Annotated in this window: 8 protein-coding genes, 3 tRNA genes and 2 pseudogenes; 7 read left to right on the top strand and 6 right to left on the bottom strand. The window is 47.6% G+C overall.

Annotated features, from left to right (window positions below; translation table 11 throughout):
* Positions 1-2 precede the first annotated feature (2 nt).
* Both ispE and H3001_RS03320 read left to right on the top strand, forming a co-directional pair.
* A complete protein-coding gene (gene ispE, locus H3001_RS03325) occupies positions 3-827 on the top strand; it encodes a 4-(cytidine 5'-diphospho)-2-C-methyl-D-erythritol kinase (protein ID WP_178245069.1) in 825 nt (274 codons plus the stop codon).
* 24 nt (positions 828-851) lie between these two features.
* Complete coding sequence (locus tag H3001_RS03320; RefSeq protein ID WP_181214071.1) at positions 852-2,510, top strand: RluA family pseudouridine synthase; 1,659 nt, start codon at positions 852-854, stop codon at positions 2,508-2,510.
* A 51-nt stretch (positions 2,511-2,561) separates the two neighbouring features.
* Here H3001_RS03320 and H3001_RS03315 read toward each other — a convergent pair whose 3' ends face one another.
* A complete protein-coding gene (locus tag H3001_RS03315) occupies positions 2,562-4,760 on the bottom strand; it encodes a patatin-like phospholipase family protein (RefSeq protein WP_178245073.1) in 2,199 nt (732 codons plus the stop codon).
* A gap of 359 nt (positions 4,761-5,119) precedes the next feature.
* On the opposite strand from H3001_RS03315, the gene H3001_RS03310 reads away from it, so the two are divergent.
* Positions 5,120-5,671, top strand: a complete 552-nt coding sequence (locus H3001_RS03310) for a hypothetical protein (protein ID WP_181214070.1) — start codon at positions 5,120-5,122, stop codon at positions 5,669-5,671.
* Between the two features lie 308 nt (positions 5,672-5,979).
* Entirely contained in the window at positions 5,980-9,264 is a 3,285-nt protein-coding gene (locus H3001_RS03305) for a S41 family peptidase (protein ID WP_181214069.1), read from the top strand.
* A 130-nt stretch (positions 9,265-9,394) separates the two neighbouring features.
* On the opposite strand, the gene H3001_RS03300 is transcribed toward H3001_RS03305, so the two are convergent.
* Genes H3001_RS03300 through H3001_RS03290 form a run of 3 tightly spaced genes read right to left on the bottom strand, consistent with a single transcriptional unit; the run spans position 9,395 to position 12,370 of the window.
* Complete coding sequence (locus H3001_RS03300) at positions 9,395-10,546, bottom strand: cytochrome d ubiquinol oxidase subunit II (RefSeq protein ID WP_181214068.1); 1,152 nt, start codon at positions 10,544-10,546, stop codon at positions 9,395-9,397.
* A gap of 36 nt (positions 10,547-10,582) precedes the next feature.
* Positions 10,583-12,079 carry a cytochrome ubiquinol oxidase subunit I gene (locus tag H3001_RS03295; protein ID WP_181214067.1) on the bottom strand — a complete coding sequence of 499 codons (1,497 nt, stop codon included), beginning with the start codon at positions 12,077-12,079 and terminating at the stop codon, positions 10,583-10,585.
* Between the two features lie 54 nt (positions 12,080-12,133).
* The gene (locus tag H3001_RS03290) at positions 12,134-12,370 is read right to left on the bottom strand and encodes a DUF4492 domain-containing protein (RefSeq protein WP_178244274.1); all 237 of its coding nucleotides are present in this window, start codon (positions 12,368-12,370) and stop codon (positions 12,134-12,136) included.
* Positions 12,371-12,783: 413 nt separating this feature from the next.
* Between H3001_RS03290 and H3001_RS03285 the strand changes: the two genes are divergently transcribed.
* The 3 genes from H3001_RS03285 (at position 12,784) to H3001_RS03275 (ending at position 13,077) form a co-directional block, all read left to right on the top strand.
* Positions 12,784-12,870, top strand: a tRNA-Ser gene (locus H3001_RS03285).
* A 43-nt stretch (positions 12,871-12,913) separates the two neighbouring features.
* Positions 12,914-12,986: transfer RNA gene (locus H3001_RS03280), tRNA-Glu, on the top strand.
* A 4-nt stretch (positions 12,987-12,990) separates the two neighbouring features.
* Positions 12,991-13,077, top strand: a tRNA-Ser gene (locus tag H3001_RS03275).
* 197 nt (positions 13,078-13,274) lie between these two features.
* Here H3001_RS03275 and H3001_RS03270 read toward each other — a convergent pair.
* Positions 13,275-13,436, bottom strand: a pseudogene (locus H3001_RS03270) (transposase); the annotation flags it as partial.
* Positions 13,437-13,450: 14 nt separating this feature from the next.
* Positions 13,451-13,562 (bottom strand): annotated as a pseudogene (locus H3001_RS19850) (ISAon1 family transposase); the annotation flags it as partial.

The raw sequence follows: 13,562 nt of genomic DNA, 5'->3' as shown, positions 1-13,562 counted from the left end.
CCATGATCACATTTCCTAATGCAAAAATAAATATAGGGTTAAATATCACAGAAAAACGCCCGGATGGCTATCACAATCTGGAGACGATATTCTATCCCATTAAATTCCAGGACGCGCTGGAAGTCAGCCGACTCGAAAACTCAGATCTTCCTTACAAACTGCGCATCAGCGGCATACAGATTGAAGGAGACAAAGACAGCAACCTGGTAATCAAAGCTTATCAGCTACTGAAGCAGCACCATGACCTGGCTCCTGTAGACATTCATCTGTTCAAGCATATCCCGACCGGTGCGGGACTGGGAGGAGGCTCTTCCGACGGAGCTTTCATGCTCAAATTACTGAATGAAAAGTTCAAACTAAACCTCAGTGAAGCACAGTTGGAAGATTATGCAGCCCAGCTGGGAGCCGACTGTCCCTTCTTCATCAAAAACCAGCCCGTATTCGCCAAAGGCACCGGCAACCTGTTTGAACCGCTGGAACTCTCCTTAAAGGGATACCACATCATTCTGGTCAAGCCAGACGTATTCATCTCTACCCGCGAAGCCTTTGCCCACATTCATCCCCATGCTCCGGCACGTTCACTGAAGGAGATTATCCAGTCCCCTATCGAAAGCTGGAAAGATTGGGTGGTCAATGATTTTGAAGCAAGCATTTTCCCTAAATATCCGGAAATCGCAGCCATCAAGGACAAGCTATACGACCTTGGAGCCATTTATGCTTCCATGAGCGGCTCCGGATCGTCCGTCTATGGAATTTTCAAGGAACCGATTGAAAACATTGATGAAAAATTTGGCGGATGTTTCTGCCGGCAAAGAGAACTGGAATAACGGAATATCGGAACAAATCACAAAATGAGTCAGAAAGAACTTACAGGCAACGATACAGAAAAGTTACATTTCTTCACACACTCCACCGATGGAATCACACTTCCATCGGTGTTTACTTATCCATTTCATTATACCCCTCATCCGCTGACTCAACTTGCAGCCCGGGAAGTACAGGCTTATCTTTCGGAGCGAAAGGAATGGGAAGAAGAGTTGCATCAGGGAAAAATGTTCGGAGTACTGGTGGTCCGTACCCCGGATAACCGGACAGGATACCTGGCTGCCTTCTCCGGGAATCTGGCAGGCAGTAATTCACACCCGTTCTTTGTACCTCCCGTATACGACCTGCTGCAGCCCGATGGTTTTTTCCGTCTGGAAGAAGCACAGATTTCCCAGATAAACACCCGTATCCGTGAACTTGAACAGGCTTCGGAATATCAGTCGCAGAAAAAAGAGTTGCTGGACTTACAGGAAACCGGCAACCGGCAACTGACCGCAGCGAAAGAAGCGATGAGACAGGCCAAACAGGCACGTGAAAAACTACGGGCAGCCGGAGTCTCTCCGGAAACCGAGGCACAACTCATCAAAGAAAGCCAGTTTCAGAAAGCCGAATACAAACGGCTGGAAAAGCGCATAAAAAACGAGATTGACACCCAGGCAGTCCTTGTCCACCGCCATGAAGCCCTGATCCGCCAACTGAAAGAGGAACGGAAACACCGGTCGGCAGCCCTGCAGCTCCGTCTGTTCCAGCAATTCCAGATGCTGAATGCCAAAGGCGAACACAAGGACCTCTGTCAGATTTTTCAGGATACCCCGCAGGGAACCCCTCCCGCCGGAGCCGGAGAATGCGCCTTGCCCAAACTGCTCCAATACGCCTACCAGCACCAGCTGTATCCGCTGGCTATGGGTGAATTCTGGTGGGGAATGTCCCCCAAGGAAGAAATCCGTCATCACGGACACTTTTACCCCTCCTGTAAGGGAAAATGTGCACCTATCCTGGCACACATGCTCATCAGACTGAACGTAGAAAAAAATCCGCTGGAAGTCGACTGCCACAAAGACAAGGAACTCGAAATCGTATACGAAGACGAATGGATAGTAGCGGTCAACAAACCGGCAGGAATGTTGTCCGTACCCGGAAAGAACGACCTGGACTCAGTCTGTCAGCGCCTGCAGCGACTTTACCCTCAGGCCACCGGTCCGCTGGTTGTCCACCGGCTGGATATGGCAACCTCCGGCATACTGCTTGCCGCCAAGACCAAGGAAGTCCACCAGCAACTGCAGGCCTTGTTTGCCACCCGTCAGATGGAAAAACAATATACCGCCATACTCCAGGGCTATCACGGAAACGATGAAGGAGACATCAGTCTGCCACTGATGCCCGACTGGAACAACCGTCCTTGCCAGATGGTTCACCCGACACTGGGCAAACCGGCACTGACCCATTTCCGGGTAATCAAGCGACAAGGCGAGAAAGTATGGGTAACCTTCTGGCCACACACCGGCCGCACCCACCAGTTGAGAGTACACGCAGCCCATGCCGAAGGACTGTATGCCCCGATTGCAGGCGATGAACTCTACGGAACCAAGGACAAGCGCCTCTACCTGCACGCCAGCTACCTGTCCTTTGTTCACCCTGTCACCGGAAAGAAAGTGGAAATCCGTGTTCCCGCCCCTTTCCTCTAAACTCCCTACATGCCACCGGTTCTCCAGCGACTGCAGTTCCAGGAGTTCCGGTTAAAAATAATAACCGACATTCGCATAGATTCCCAGTTTATCCACGCTGTTGGAATAATCGAATGTCAGGCTCACCGGCCCGATTAAGGTATCATACGAATACTTCAAGGCACCTCCCCAATAACTCTTCCCGTCGGAAAAGCTATTGAAATCATGCGTATTATATGCATAGTTCACAATGCCGGATACATAATGCTTTCCCCCGATCCGGTAGCGCAGGGTCAGGCGGGATCCCAGCAACAGATTATCCGCCACCTCCGCATAACGTATGCCATAAAACGACTGCTGCTGGGCGAAATAACGTCCCGAATCCTCCCCTCCGATATAATTCTGGAAGTAGCCCGGAATACCATCTCCCCACAACAGACTGCCATACACCTCGGGGAGCACACAAAAGCGGTTGCTCAATGAAAGAGCCGCCTGAAAATTAAAGGTCGTCAGATTAAACCAGTTGCTCTTTTCCTTGAACACATCATCTCCATACACATTATCCTTGACCGCCAGCCGGACTCCGGAAGCCGGATGCGTCAGGTTGTCGAAACTATCATATCCCAACATCAGGAAAGTAGAGAAATAACGGTCTGCCGATTTCGGAACATACTTCCGGTAATCCGGAGTATACAGTCCGGAAGCATTGCAGAAAAAGTCTCCCTGCACCCCTACCCGATACGTAAAATTGCGGTACGAACTTTCATTCAGGTAAAACTCAATGTGATTGCCAAGAAAGGAGATATTATCGATACGCCTTCCCTCCCGATACAGCTTCATGTCCGTATACCCCAGACGATAGGCCACTCCGATATTCTTCATCTTGCGGGTATGAAAACTATAGTCCACATTCAGCCACGGATTGGTACTGATTTTAGCCGTAGCATCCACGGAACTGCTGTTCAACGACTTCACATTCATGCGGGCATGCAACAACAGCGACGCGATTTCTTCCGAATTCACATTGAATCCAATATCAAACCGCCCTTCCGGGAACTCCTGTACCCTGAATACCAGGACATCATTCCGAGGTCCCGTCAGACTATATCCTACAGACTTAAACAGTCCCGTACCCTGCAACAGGCGGACACTCCGCTCCAGTTCGTCGGCATTCAAGTAACCTTCCGGTGTCACCCCTGCCTGTTTCATGATCCACTCCTCATCGTACGATTTCAGTCCTTTTATCTGCACTTCGGCCACCCAGAAACTGTCGGGAGCAGCCATCGTTTTCCGTTCCACATCCTTTTTGTCAGGCAAATTCAATCTTTTCTTCAACGCCACCAGCTCGTTCCATTTTGCACGGGCAGCCCGCTCTCCCATTACAATCATCGAATCAATTGCCTCGGCATTGAAATCCGCAGACCCATACCCTTTCAGTTCCGGATTAATATACAAATCCACCAGTTTCATATTCTCGGCATACTTTTTCTCACCCGCAATGAAAATCAGTTTGTTGGCAATCTCCATCAACGATTTATACTCCGGATTTTCCAAGGCATCGGTATTCAGGTCGATCCCGATTACGACATCCGCCCCCATCTTTTTGACCACATCGGTAGGGAAATTATTGAATACCCCTCCGTCGATCAGTACCATACTGTCCCGGTATACCGGAGCAAAAACTCCGGGAATCGCCATACTGCTGCGCATGGCAAGCGGCAGACTTCCTTCCTTGATAATGACCTCATCCCCCTTTCTCAAATCACCCGCCACACAGGCAAAAGGAATGGGAAGACTGTCGAAAGACGATACCTGATGATACCCGATGGTCAAGTCGGTAAACTTATTCAGAATATTCTGTCCTTTGATAAAACCCGACAAAGAAGTTCCGGATTGCTGATGAATGGAAAAAGGGAAAGAAACCAGGAATCTGTCCTTCTCCTGCTTGCTCTCCAGCGAACGGAACTCCCGCTCCATCTGGTCGGTCAACAAAAACATCCAGTCCTGACTGCGGACCAGACTGTCGAGGGTAGCAGCGTCATAGCCGATGGCATACAATCCTCCGATAATCGACCCCATACTGGCACCACTGATATAGTCTACGGGGATTCCCACTTCTTCCATCACCTTCAGTACCCCAATATGGGCCACCCCTTTAGCACCTCCCCCACTCAAGGCAAGTCCCACTTTCGGACGGGAAGCCTGAGCATACAGACATCCGCACACATTCACCCACAAAAAGAAACATAGAAGCAATTTATTCAGTCTCATCGTTTTCATCCATTAATAAAAATCCGGTTTCGTTCACGGTTCAGCCAACCCGCCAAACCAAAAGTAAAAATAGGAAAAATAGTCATCGCTTCCCCAAAATCCAGCTAAATATTTTCCGAAACACCCTAAGCCATATTTCACTGACATACTCCATAAAACGATAAAAATCATTCTTAAAAAACATTCAGCATTCAGAATGTATACACCTTATTCACAACTCATTATCGGAATTTCACGTCCGACCGGCAACATTAAAAAAAGTAAAATGGCAGAATCAGAATAAACCATTTTCCACAAAAACCGTCATAATCACAAAGCGCGCTAAACTGAATATAATTAACTTTTAAAACGAGAAGAATATGAAAACAAACCGTTTATTTATCGTATGTATGATGGTAGCCATTGGCAGTTTTGGCAATCTTTGGGCACAGCAAGACAAGGCAGGTAAAGCCAACAGACCTCGTCTGACTCCCGAACAGCGTATCGAAATGCAAGTCAAGCAAATGCAAAAACACCTGCTGCTCGATGAAGCTACGGCAGCCAAGTTCGCTCCTCTTTATACCGAATACCTGAATGCCCTGAAGAGCTGCCATCCGGAAGTTGCTCCTAAGGCCTGTCCGAAAAAAGAACTGACCGATGCAGAACTTGACCAGCAGATGCAGGACAAATTTGCCATGCGCAAGAAAATCCTGGAAACTCAGGAAACTTACTACAATAAGTTCAAAAAAATTCTGAACATCAGACAGGTAGAAAAACTGTTCCGTGCTCAGCCTCACAAAAGAATGCACGCTCCGAAATGCCAGCCGGGAAAACTCGGATGTCCGGCCATGACTCCTGCTCCACACCACAAAAGAGGTGCAAACTTACACCCTGTATGCCCGGTAAGAATGGAGGAAGCTACACAGAAATAAGAACGACATACATTCAATCAATAATAATCTCATATAGCGACAGAGCCGGTTCAATTCTTTGATTTGAACCGGCTCTGCCATTATCCCCCATCCACATCCCTTTCTCGCAAATGTCCTGCCATTCTTCAAAAACAAATTCATTTTTTCAACCGTCACCATACATTTTCCTTATCTTTGCGACGAGATGCCGCAAAAGGCTGACAAAATATATGAGACAATGAATCATCCCGGCCTCATCCGTATCAGATCAGACAGCCGGATACATTCATCCATATAAAAGATATGAAACTAAACCCAACCTTATTCGCATGAAAAAATTAATTTTATCGGGAGCCGTTCTGCTGGGAACGTTGTCCCTTCAGGCGCAAGATCATCCGCTCTGGATGCGTTACTGCGCTCTGTCACCAGATGGAAAAACCATTGCCTTTACCTACCAGGGAGATATCTTTACCGTCCCTGTCCAGGGAGGAAAGGCCAGTCAGCTCACCTCGAATGCCGCTTACGACAGTTATCCGGTATGGAGCCCTGACAGCAAGCACATTGCCTTTGCCTCCGACCGTATGGGAAGTCTGGACGTCTTTGTCGTAGCAGCCGAAGGAGGAATCCCCAAACGGCTGACCACACCTTCCGGAAAAGAAATCCCCATCGCATTCCAGAATGACTCTACCGTACTGTTTTCCGCCTCACTCCAGCCTTCGGTTACCGACCTGCAATTCCCGTCGGGCATATTCACCCAAGTCTATAAAGTAGGTATTCAGGGAGGCAGACCCCAGATGTTCTCCTCACTCACCATGGAAAACATCTCCTTCCATCCTTTCGATACGACCCAATGGCTGTATCAAGACAAGAAAGGATACGAAGATCCTTGGAAAAAACACGAAAAAGCCTCCATCACCCGAGACATCTGGTTGTGTCAAGACAAGGGAGAACGCAGCTTTGAAAAACTGACCGACTACGCAGGTGAAGACCGCAATCCCGTCTGGGCCCCCGATGGAAAATCATATTATTACCTGAGTGAAGAGAAAGGAAGCTTCAACGTATTCCAGCGCACTCCGGGAAAGAACGACGCCCGCCAGCTTACTTTCCACACCCAGAATCCGGTACGTTTTCTTTCCGTAAGCAAAAACGGCACCCTGTGCTACGGCCTTGACGGAGAAATCTACACCCTTGTACCGGGAAATAATCCCAAAAAGGTCAACATCCAGATTGTAGCCGACAACAACAACCGGGACCTGATCAAACAGATCCGGAACAGCGGAGCTACCGATATCGCACTTTCCCCCAACCACAAGGAAGTAGCATTTATTCTGAGAGGCGATGTATACGTCACCTCCGTTGAGTACGAAACTACTCGACGGATTACCAACACTCCGGAACAGGAACGGAACATCCAGTTCTCTCCCGACGGCAGACACCTCGCTTACTCATCCGAAAGAAACGGAATCTGGCAGATTTACCAAGCCTCGCTGTGCAATAAGGAAGACAAACTGTTTACCTATGCCGAAGAAATCAAAGAGGAACGGCTGATCAATTCCAACATTACTTCTTTTGAACCCCAGTACAGTCCCGACGGTAAGGAAATCGCCTTCCTGGAAGACCGTACCTGCATCCGGGTACTCAATCTGAAATCCAGACAGGTACGTACGGTAATGGACGGCAAGTACCAGTACTCATACAGCGACGGCGACCAGTGGTTCCAATGGAGTCCCGACAGCAAATGGATTCTGTCTGACTACATCGGCATCGGAGGCTGGAACAACAAAGACGTCGTATTGCTCAATGCCGACGGTAAAGGTGAAATGCACAATCTTACCGAAAGCGGATATACCGACGGAAGCGCCAGCTGGGTACTCGGTGGAAAAGCCATGATCTGGTTCAGTGACCGTGCCGGATACCGCAGCCACGGAAGCTGGGGGGCCGAAACCGACGCCTACATCATGTTCTTCGATGTGGAAGCCTATGAACGTTTCCGCATGAACAAGGAAGACCTGGCACTGCTGGAAGAAGCAGAGAAAGAGAAGAAAAAGGACGAAGAAGATACCAAGAAAAAGAAAGAGAAAGAAAGCAAGAAATCGTCGGAAGCAGACAAAGAAGATAAACAAGAAGAAGTCAAGCCCCTTGTCTTCGATCTCGAGAACTGCAAGGATCGTGTCATCCGGCTTACAGTCAACTCCTCTTTCATGGGCGACGGATATCTTTCTCCGAAAGGAGACAAATTCTACTATCAGGCCGCTTTTGAGGGCGATTTCGACCTCTGGGTACACGATTTGAAAGAAGGTTCTACCAAGATTCTTGCCAAAGGCCTGGGTGGCGGACGGATGATTCCCGACAAGAAAGGTGAGAACATTTATATGTGCACGGGAGGAAAACTGAAAAAAGTAGACCTCGAAAAAGGAAGTACGAAAGACATCACGTTCAATGCATTCTGTGATTACCAGCCCTTCAAAGAACGCGAATACATCTTCGACCATGTCTGGCAGCAGGTAAAAGACAAATTCTACGTCACCGACCTGCAGGGTACCGACTGGACAGGATATAAAGAAGTATACCGGAAATTCCTGCCTCACATCAACAACAACTACGATTTTGCAGAAATGCTGAGTGAGATGCTGGGTGAACTGAATGCCTCTCATACCGGCGCCCGCTACAGCAATAGCGGAGCAGCACTTGCTACAGCATCCCTGGGTGTCTTCCTCGACGATACGTACCTGGGTGACGGATTGAAGATTGCAGAAATTATTGCCAAAAGTCCGCTGGCAGCCATCAAGACAGAGGCTACCGCCGGCTGCATCATCGAAAAGATAGACGGACAGCCCATCCGGAAAGGAGAAGATTACTATCTGCTGCTCGAAGGCAAGGTTGGCAGAAAGATGGTACTGACCATCTACAACCCGAAAAACGGCAAACGGTTTACCGAGACTGTAAAAGGAATCAGCCGTTCCGACGAAAACGAACTGCTCTACAAACGCTGGGTAGAACGCAACCGGAAAATGACCGAAACCTGGTCGAACGGACGCGTCGGATATGTACACATCAAAGGCATGGACAGCCCAAGTTTCCGTACATTGTACAGCGAACTGCTCGGACGCTACCGCAACGTCGACGCTGTAGTCATTGACACCCGCCACAACGGAGGAGGATGGTTGCACGATGATGTAGTCACCCTGCTCAGCGGTAAAGAATACCAGCAGTTTGTACCGCGCGGACAATACATCGGCAGCGATCCGTTCAACAAATGGCTGAAACCATCGTGCATGCTGATCTGCGAAGACAACTACAGCAACGCCTGTGGTACTCCGTGGGTATATCGTGAACTGGGTATCGGAAAACTCGTAGGAGCTCCTGTTCCGGGTACCATGACAGCCGTATGGTGGGAACAGCAGATTGATCCGAGTCTGGTATTCGGTATTCCGCAGGTAGGTTGCCGCGACATGCGAGGCCAGTATTCGGAAAACCACCAGGTTGAACCAGACATTGCCGTATACAACAGTCCGGAAGACCAGCTGAAAGGCAATGATGTGCAATTGAAGACGGCAGTAGAACTGATGCTGAAAACAGTAGAAGAAAACAAGAATAAACAAGCTTCTCGCTGAATCCCTCCATCCGGCAGTAAATACAGGCCGGAACAGATATTCCAGCATCCCATATAAAAAAACTCCTTGTCTGCAACAGATAGCAGACAAGGAGTTTTTTTATCATCCTACCCTGCTCAGAGATTTCCCATCAATAAGCATGGTCATCTTCCTTCAGTTCTTCCGCCGTAATAGGCTTACGGTCAATGGCTCTCCATGCATAAACGATATAAGCCAGGACAAACGGCACCAGAATCGATACATAAGCCATTGTCTTCAGAGTAAACATACTGGAACAACTGTTGGCCAGCGTCAGCGAACTCTGCAAATCGGCAGTTGACGGATAATATGCAGTATGATTATAACCTACAGTCAGCAGCAATGCCAATACAGTCAGTACCGTACCGACACCGGCAAACCAAATTCCACGCGTATACGAGGCGCAAAGAATACTCTTAACCAGTCCCCAAAGCACACCGGCCACACCCAGCACAAACAGCAGCAGCAAATACGGCATTTCCACCAGGTTATTGAAATACTTGTAAGGCTCCATCACAATGTCCTGAGTCTGAGCATCAACCGCAAAACCGTCCTTCAGTAACGTACGGATCACAAAAGCCAGGAAGAAAAACAAGAAAGGCACTCCGTCCGAAATCAACTGACGCCGGCAGCGCGCCACCAGCTGCTCATTACGGATATTATTGATAAAGTACATATTTCCCAGCAGGCGGGCAAGGAAGAAGACAGCCATTCCCAGAATCAGGTTCCAGGGGTCTCCGAAAGCATCCAGTCCGTGCCAGCCGTTTGCCCAGTGACTGATTACCGGCATGAAATCATCTGTCAGGTTAGCCTTTTCCACCACAAAATTAGAACCGTTGAAGAAAGTAGCTACTGCCGCTCCCAGCAATACCGGTCCTACCACCCCGTTGATAACCAGGAAATACTGATACGTACGCTTTCCAAGCAGGTTACCCAGCTTCGACTGGAACTCATAGGATACCGCCTGCAGTACAAAACTGAACAGAATAATCATCCACAGCCAGTACGCCCCACCGAAACTGGTACTGTAAAACAAAGGGAAAGAAGCAAAGAAAGCCCCTCCGAAAGTCACCAGCGTAGTAAAGGTGAACTCCCACTTCCGTCCGGTGGAGTTCACAATCAGTGTACGTTCCTCTTCAGTCTGCCCCAGTCTGAACAGCAATGAGTTACCTCCCTGCACAAACAGCAGGAATACAAGTAATGCCCCCAGCAATGACACCAGAAACCACCAGTAATGCTGCAAGAATATATAAGTTGAATCCATAGTTTTTCTATTTAATAAATTAACATTTTGATCTGATTATTTTCCTTCCGGGCCCTGCTTGATGGCATTCAGCATAATACGGATTTCAGCTATCAGCAACACCGTAAACATGATCAGGAAGATAAAGAAAGTAGTCTGTACCGAACCGGTTTCCAGTTTTGAGATAGCCGCATTGACCGGCAGCATATCTTGGATAGCCCAAGGCTGACGTCCCAGTTCCGCAACAATCCATCCGGCCTGACTGGCTACATAGGCCAGAAGAATGCTCCATACTGCCAGGTGATGCAGCCAGGTCAACTGCAGGAAGCGAGGCTTGGATGCCAGAATGAGGATAAGTGCAAAAAATCCGATAAAATACACTCCCAGTCCCACCATGATACGGAAGGTCCAGAACAACAGTGACACATGAGGAACCACGTGTGCAGGATCTTTAATATATCCATAGCCGAAATACGGCATGTTTTCATCCAATACACTACGGGCAGCCTCCATCGCATGCTGGTCACCGGCCTCCTTGGCTTTTCTGAAATCCCCTAAGGCAGCAATGGCCTTTTTACCGCGTACCATCTTCTCCTCTACCGACAAAGCCTGAGAACCGTCCGGAAGGGTATATCCTCCCCGCAGAATATTATTTATACCCGGTACATACCCGTCAGTATCATGTGTAGCCAGATAGGAAAGCATGGCTGGAATTTTCAGACTGCCCACTACCGTAAGCGGCTCATGCGTACCTCCTTCATAAAGCGCTTCCATAGCTGCCAGTTTCATGGGCTGATATTGGGCTACCTGATAAGCCGACTTGTCACCGCTGAATGCAGTCACAAGAGATGCGAACAACCCTACTCCGGCAGCAATTTTCATGCTTGCCAAGGCAAACTCCTTCTCACGCTTACGGATAAGATACCAGGCGCTGACTCCAATTACAAAGGCTGCTCCCAGCATCCAGCTGCTCAATACCGTATGAAGGAACTTCATCACGGCGACAGGAGAAAATGCCACAGCCGCAAAATCGAACATTTCATTACGTACAGTTTCCGGATTGAATTTCATACCTACCGGATACTGCATCCATGAGTTGGCTACCAGGATCCACCATGCCGAGAAAGTCGCTCCCAGTCCGGTAAGCCATGTAGATGTCAGATGGAAAGATTTGCTGACCTTATTCCAGCCAAAAAACATGACGGCAATAAAGGTAGCTTCCATGAAAAAGGCCACAATCCCTTCAATCGCAAGGGGAGCTCCGAAAATATCTCCTACAAACCAGGAATAGTTACTCCAGTTCGTTCCAAACTGAAACTCCAGAATCAATCCGGTAGCCACTCCTACGGCAAAATTTATACCAAACAACTTCATCCAGAACTTTGCCGTACGCTTCCAGAATTCATTACCCGATATTACATACATGGTTTCCATCAGGCCCATCACAACGGCCAGTCCCAGCGTAAGGGGAACAAACAGCCAATGGTACATCGCGGTAAGAGCAAACTGTGCCCTTGACCAGTCAATCATTGAGGTGTCAATTGTTTCCAACATAAAATGTGTGTTTTTATAAATTAGTAATTCTTTATCCAGTAATCAAAGAAAGTGCTAGAGAGAAGGATTCTGCTCAGTTGCCGCCCGGTCTACCAGCTCACTTCCCACATATTCCTGCTTCTCTTCCGTACTTTTGCCTTTCAGAAAAGAGGGGAAGAAAAAAAGTTTTAAGATGAAAAACATGATGAAGAGTTTGACCAGGATCAACGCCCATAGTGTACGCCCCAGGGTCATGGAGCGAAAACCTTCATAATAGAAATTCCAAATATTAATAAATATTTTTTTAATCATAGTTTATTTTTATAATAATTACAAAGAAAATCTTTTTATCGGCAATTTGCAAATGCTTACCCCAAAAAATAAGGATCCGCACAGGATTTTTTCAAAAGAATTGCTTTCCTATCTGCTACATTTTCCATAAAAGAAGGAGTTTTACCCCTCTTTTATGTTTTTCAGCGCACGAATCGCCCTCATTTTATCTTGCCATTTATGGTCCGTATCATCTACAATCCCCTTTTCAATAAGTTTTAATTCAAAAAGAAGAAAACTGAATAAAAAAATCTTATTTATCAAACTGACTAATATTCAAAGACATAAAATTATCCGGTCAATTATTTCACAAAAAAAGGAGCACAAAGTTTGCACAATTCAAAAAGTCTCTCTACATTTGCATCGCGTTTGAGAGAGAACATCCTTTCAGAAAAGGAAGTTTGGGTGAGTGGCTGAAACCAGCAGTTTGCTAAACTGCCGAACGGGTAACCGTTCCGGGGGTTCGAATCCCCCAGCTTCCGCGATATTCTGAAAACAATAATTCAACTCAACGCCCGACAACATGGCGCTTTCGTCTAGTGGCCTAGGACGCGGCCCTCTCACGGCTGAAACACGGGTTCGATTCCCGTATGCGCTACTTTGGAAGTTTGGGTGAGTGGCTGAAACCAGCAGTTTGCTAAACTGCCGAACGGGTAACCGTTCCGGGGGTTCGAATCCCCCAGCTTCCGCAACGAGACTAAAAGAAGGTATTCAATTAAACCTTCACTCAAGGAGTCAAAGAGGCTGTCTCAAAATAAACTTGAGATGGCCTCTATTGTTTCATCTCAGATTGGATTCATTCGAATTTTTCTAAAGAGAGAAGTTTATAAGCTTAGTTTTGAAGATTTTATCCTTTCAAACTGTTTTTCCCGTTGCCATAAGCCTCCTAAGAGGCTACTTTTGCAAGATTATGTGCTATAGCCAGCAGTCCGAACTCAATTTCAACCTTCTTAAGTCCACGAAGATGGAACCTCTTGAAGTGTTTGTTGTTCTTGAGGTTTCCAAATACTGCTTCCACATCCTGCGGTCGCTGGCTGCGATATTTCAGGGGTCAGTAGCTTTTTAGTGGGGATATGCATATAAGTTCGCAATGCGGAATAAGAAAAACTTCTTGTCAACAACTCCCCTGAGATTCGCTCTAAAGAGTTTGATTTTAGCATTGAATGATTCAGCA

The sequence above is a fragment of the Phocaeicola faecicola genome (genome assembly GCF_013618865.1).
GTDB lineage: Bacteria > Bacteroidota > Bacteroidia > Bacteroidales > Bacteroidaceae > Phocaeicola > Phocaeicola faecicola.
The sequence above is the reverse complement of the archived record's forward strand: the minus strand, read 5'-3'. Positions and strand labels throughout refer to the sequence as shown.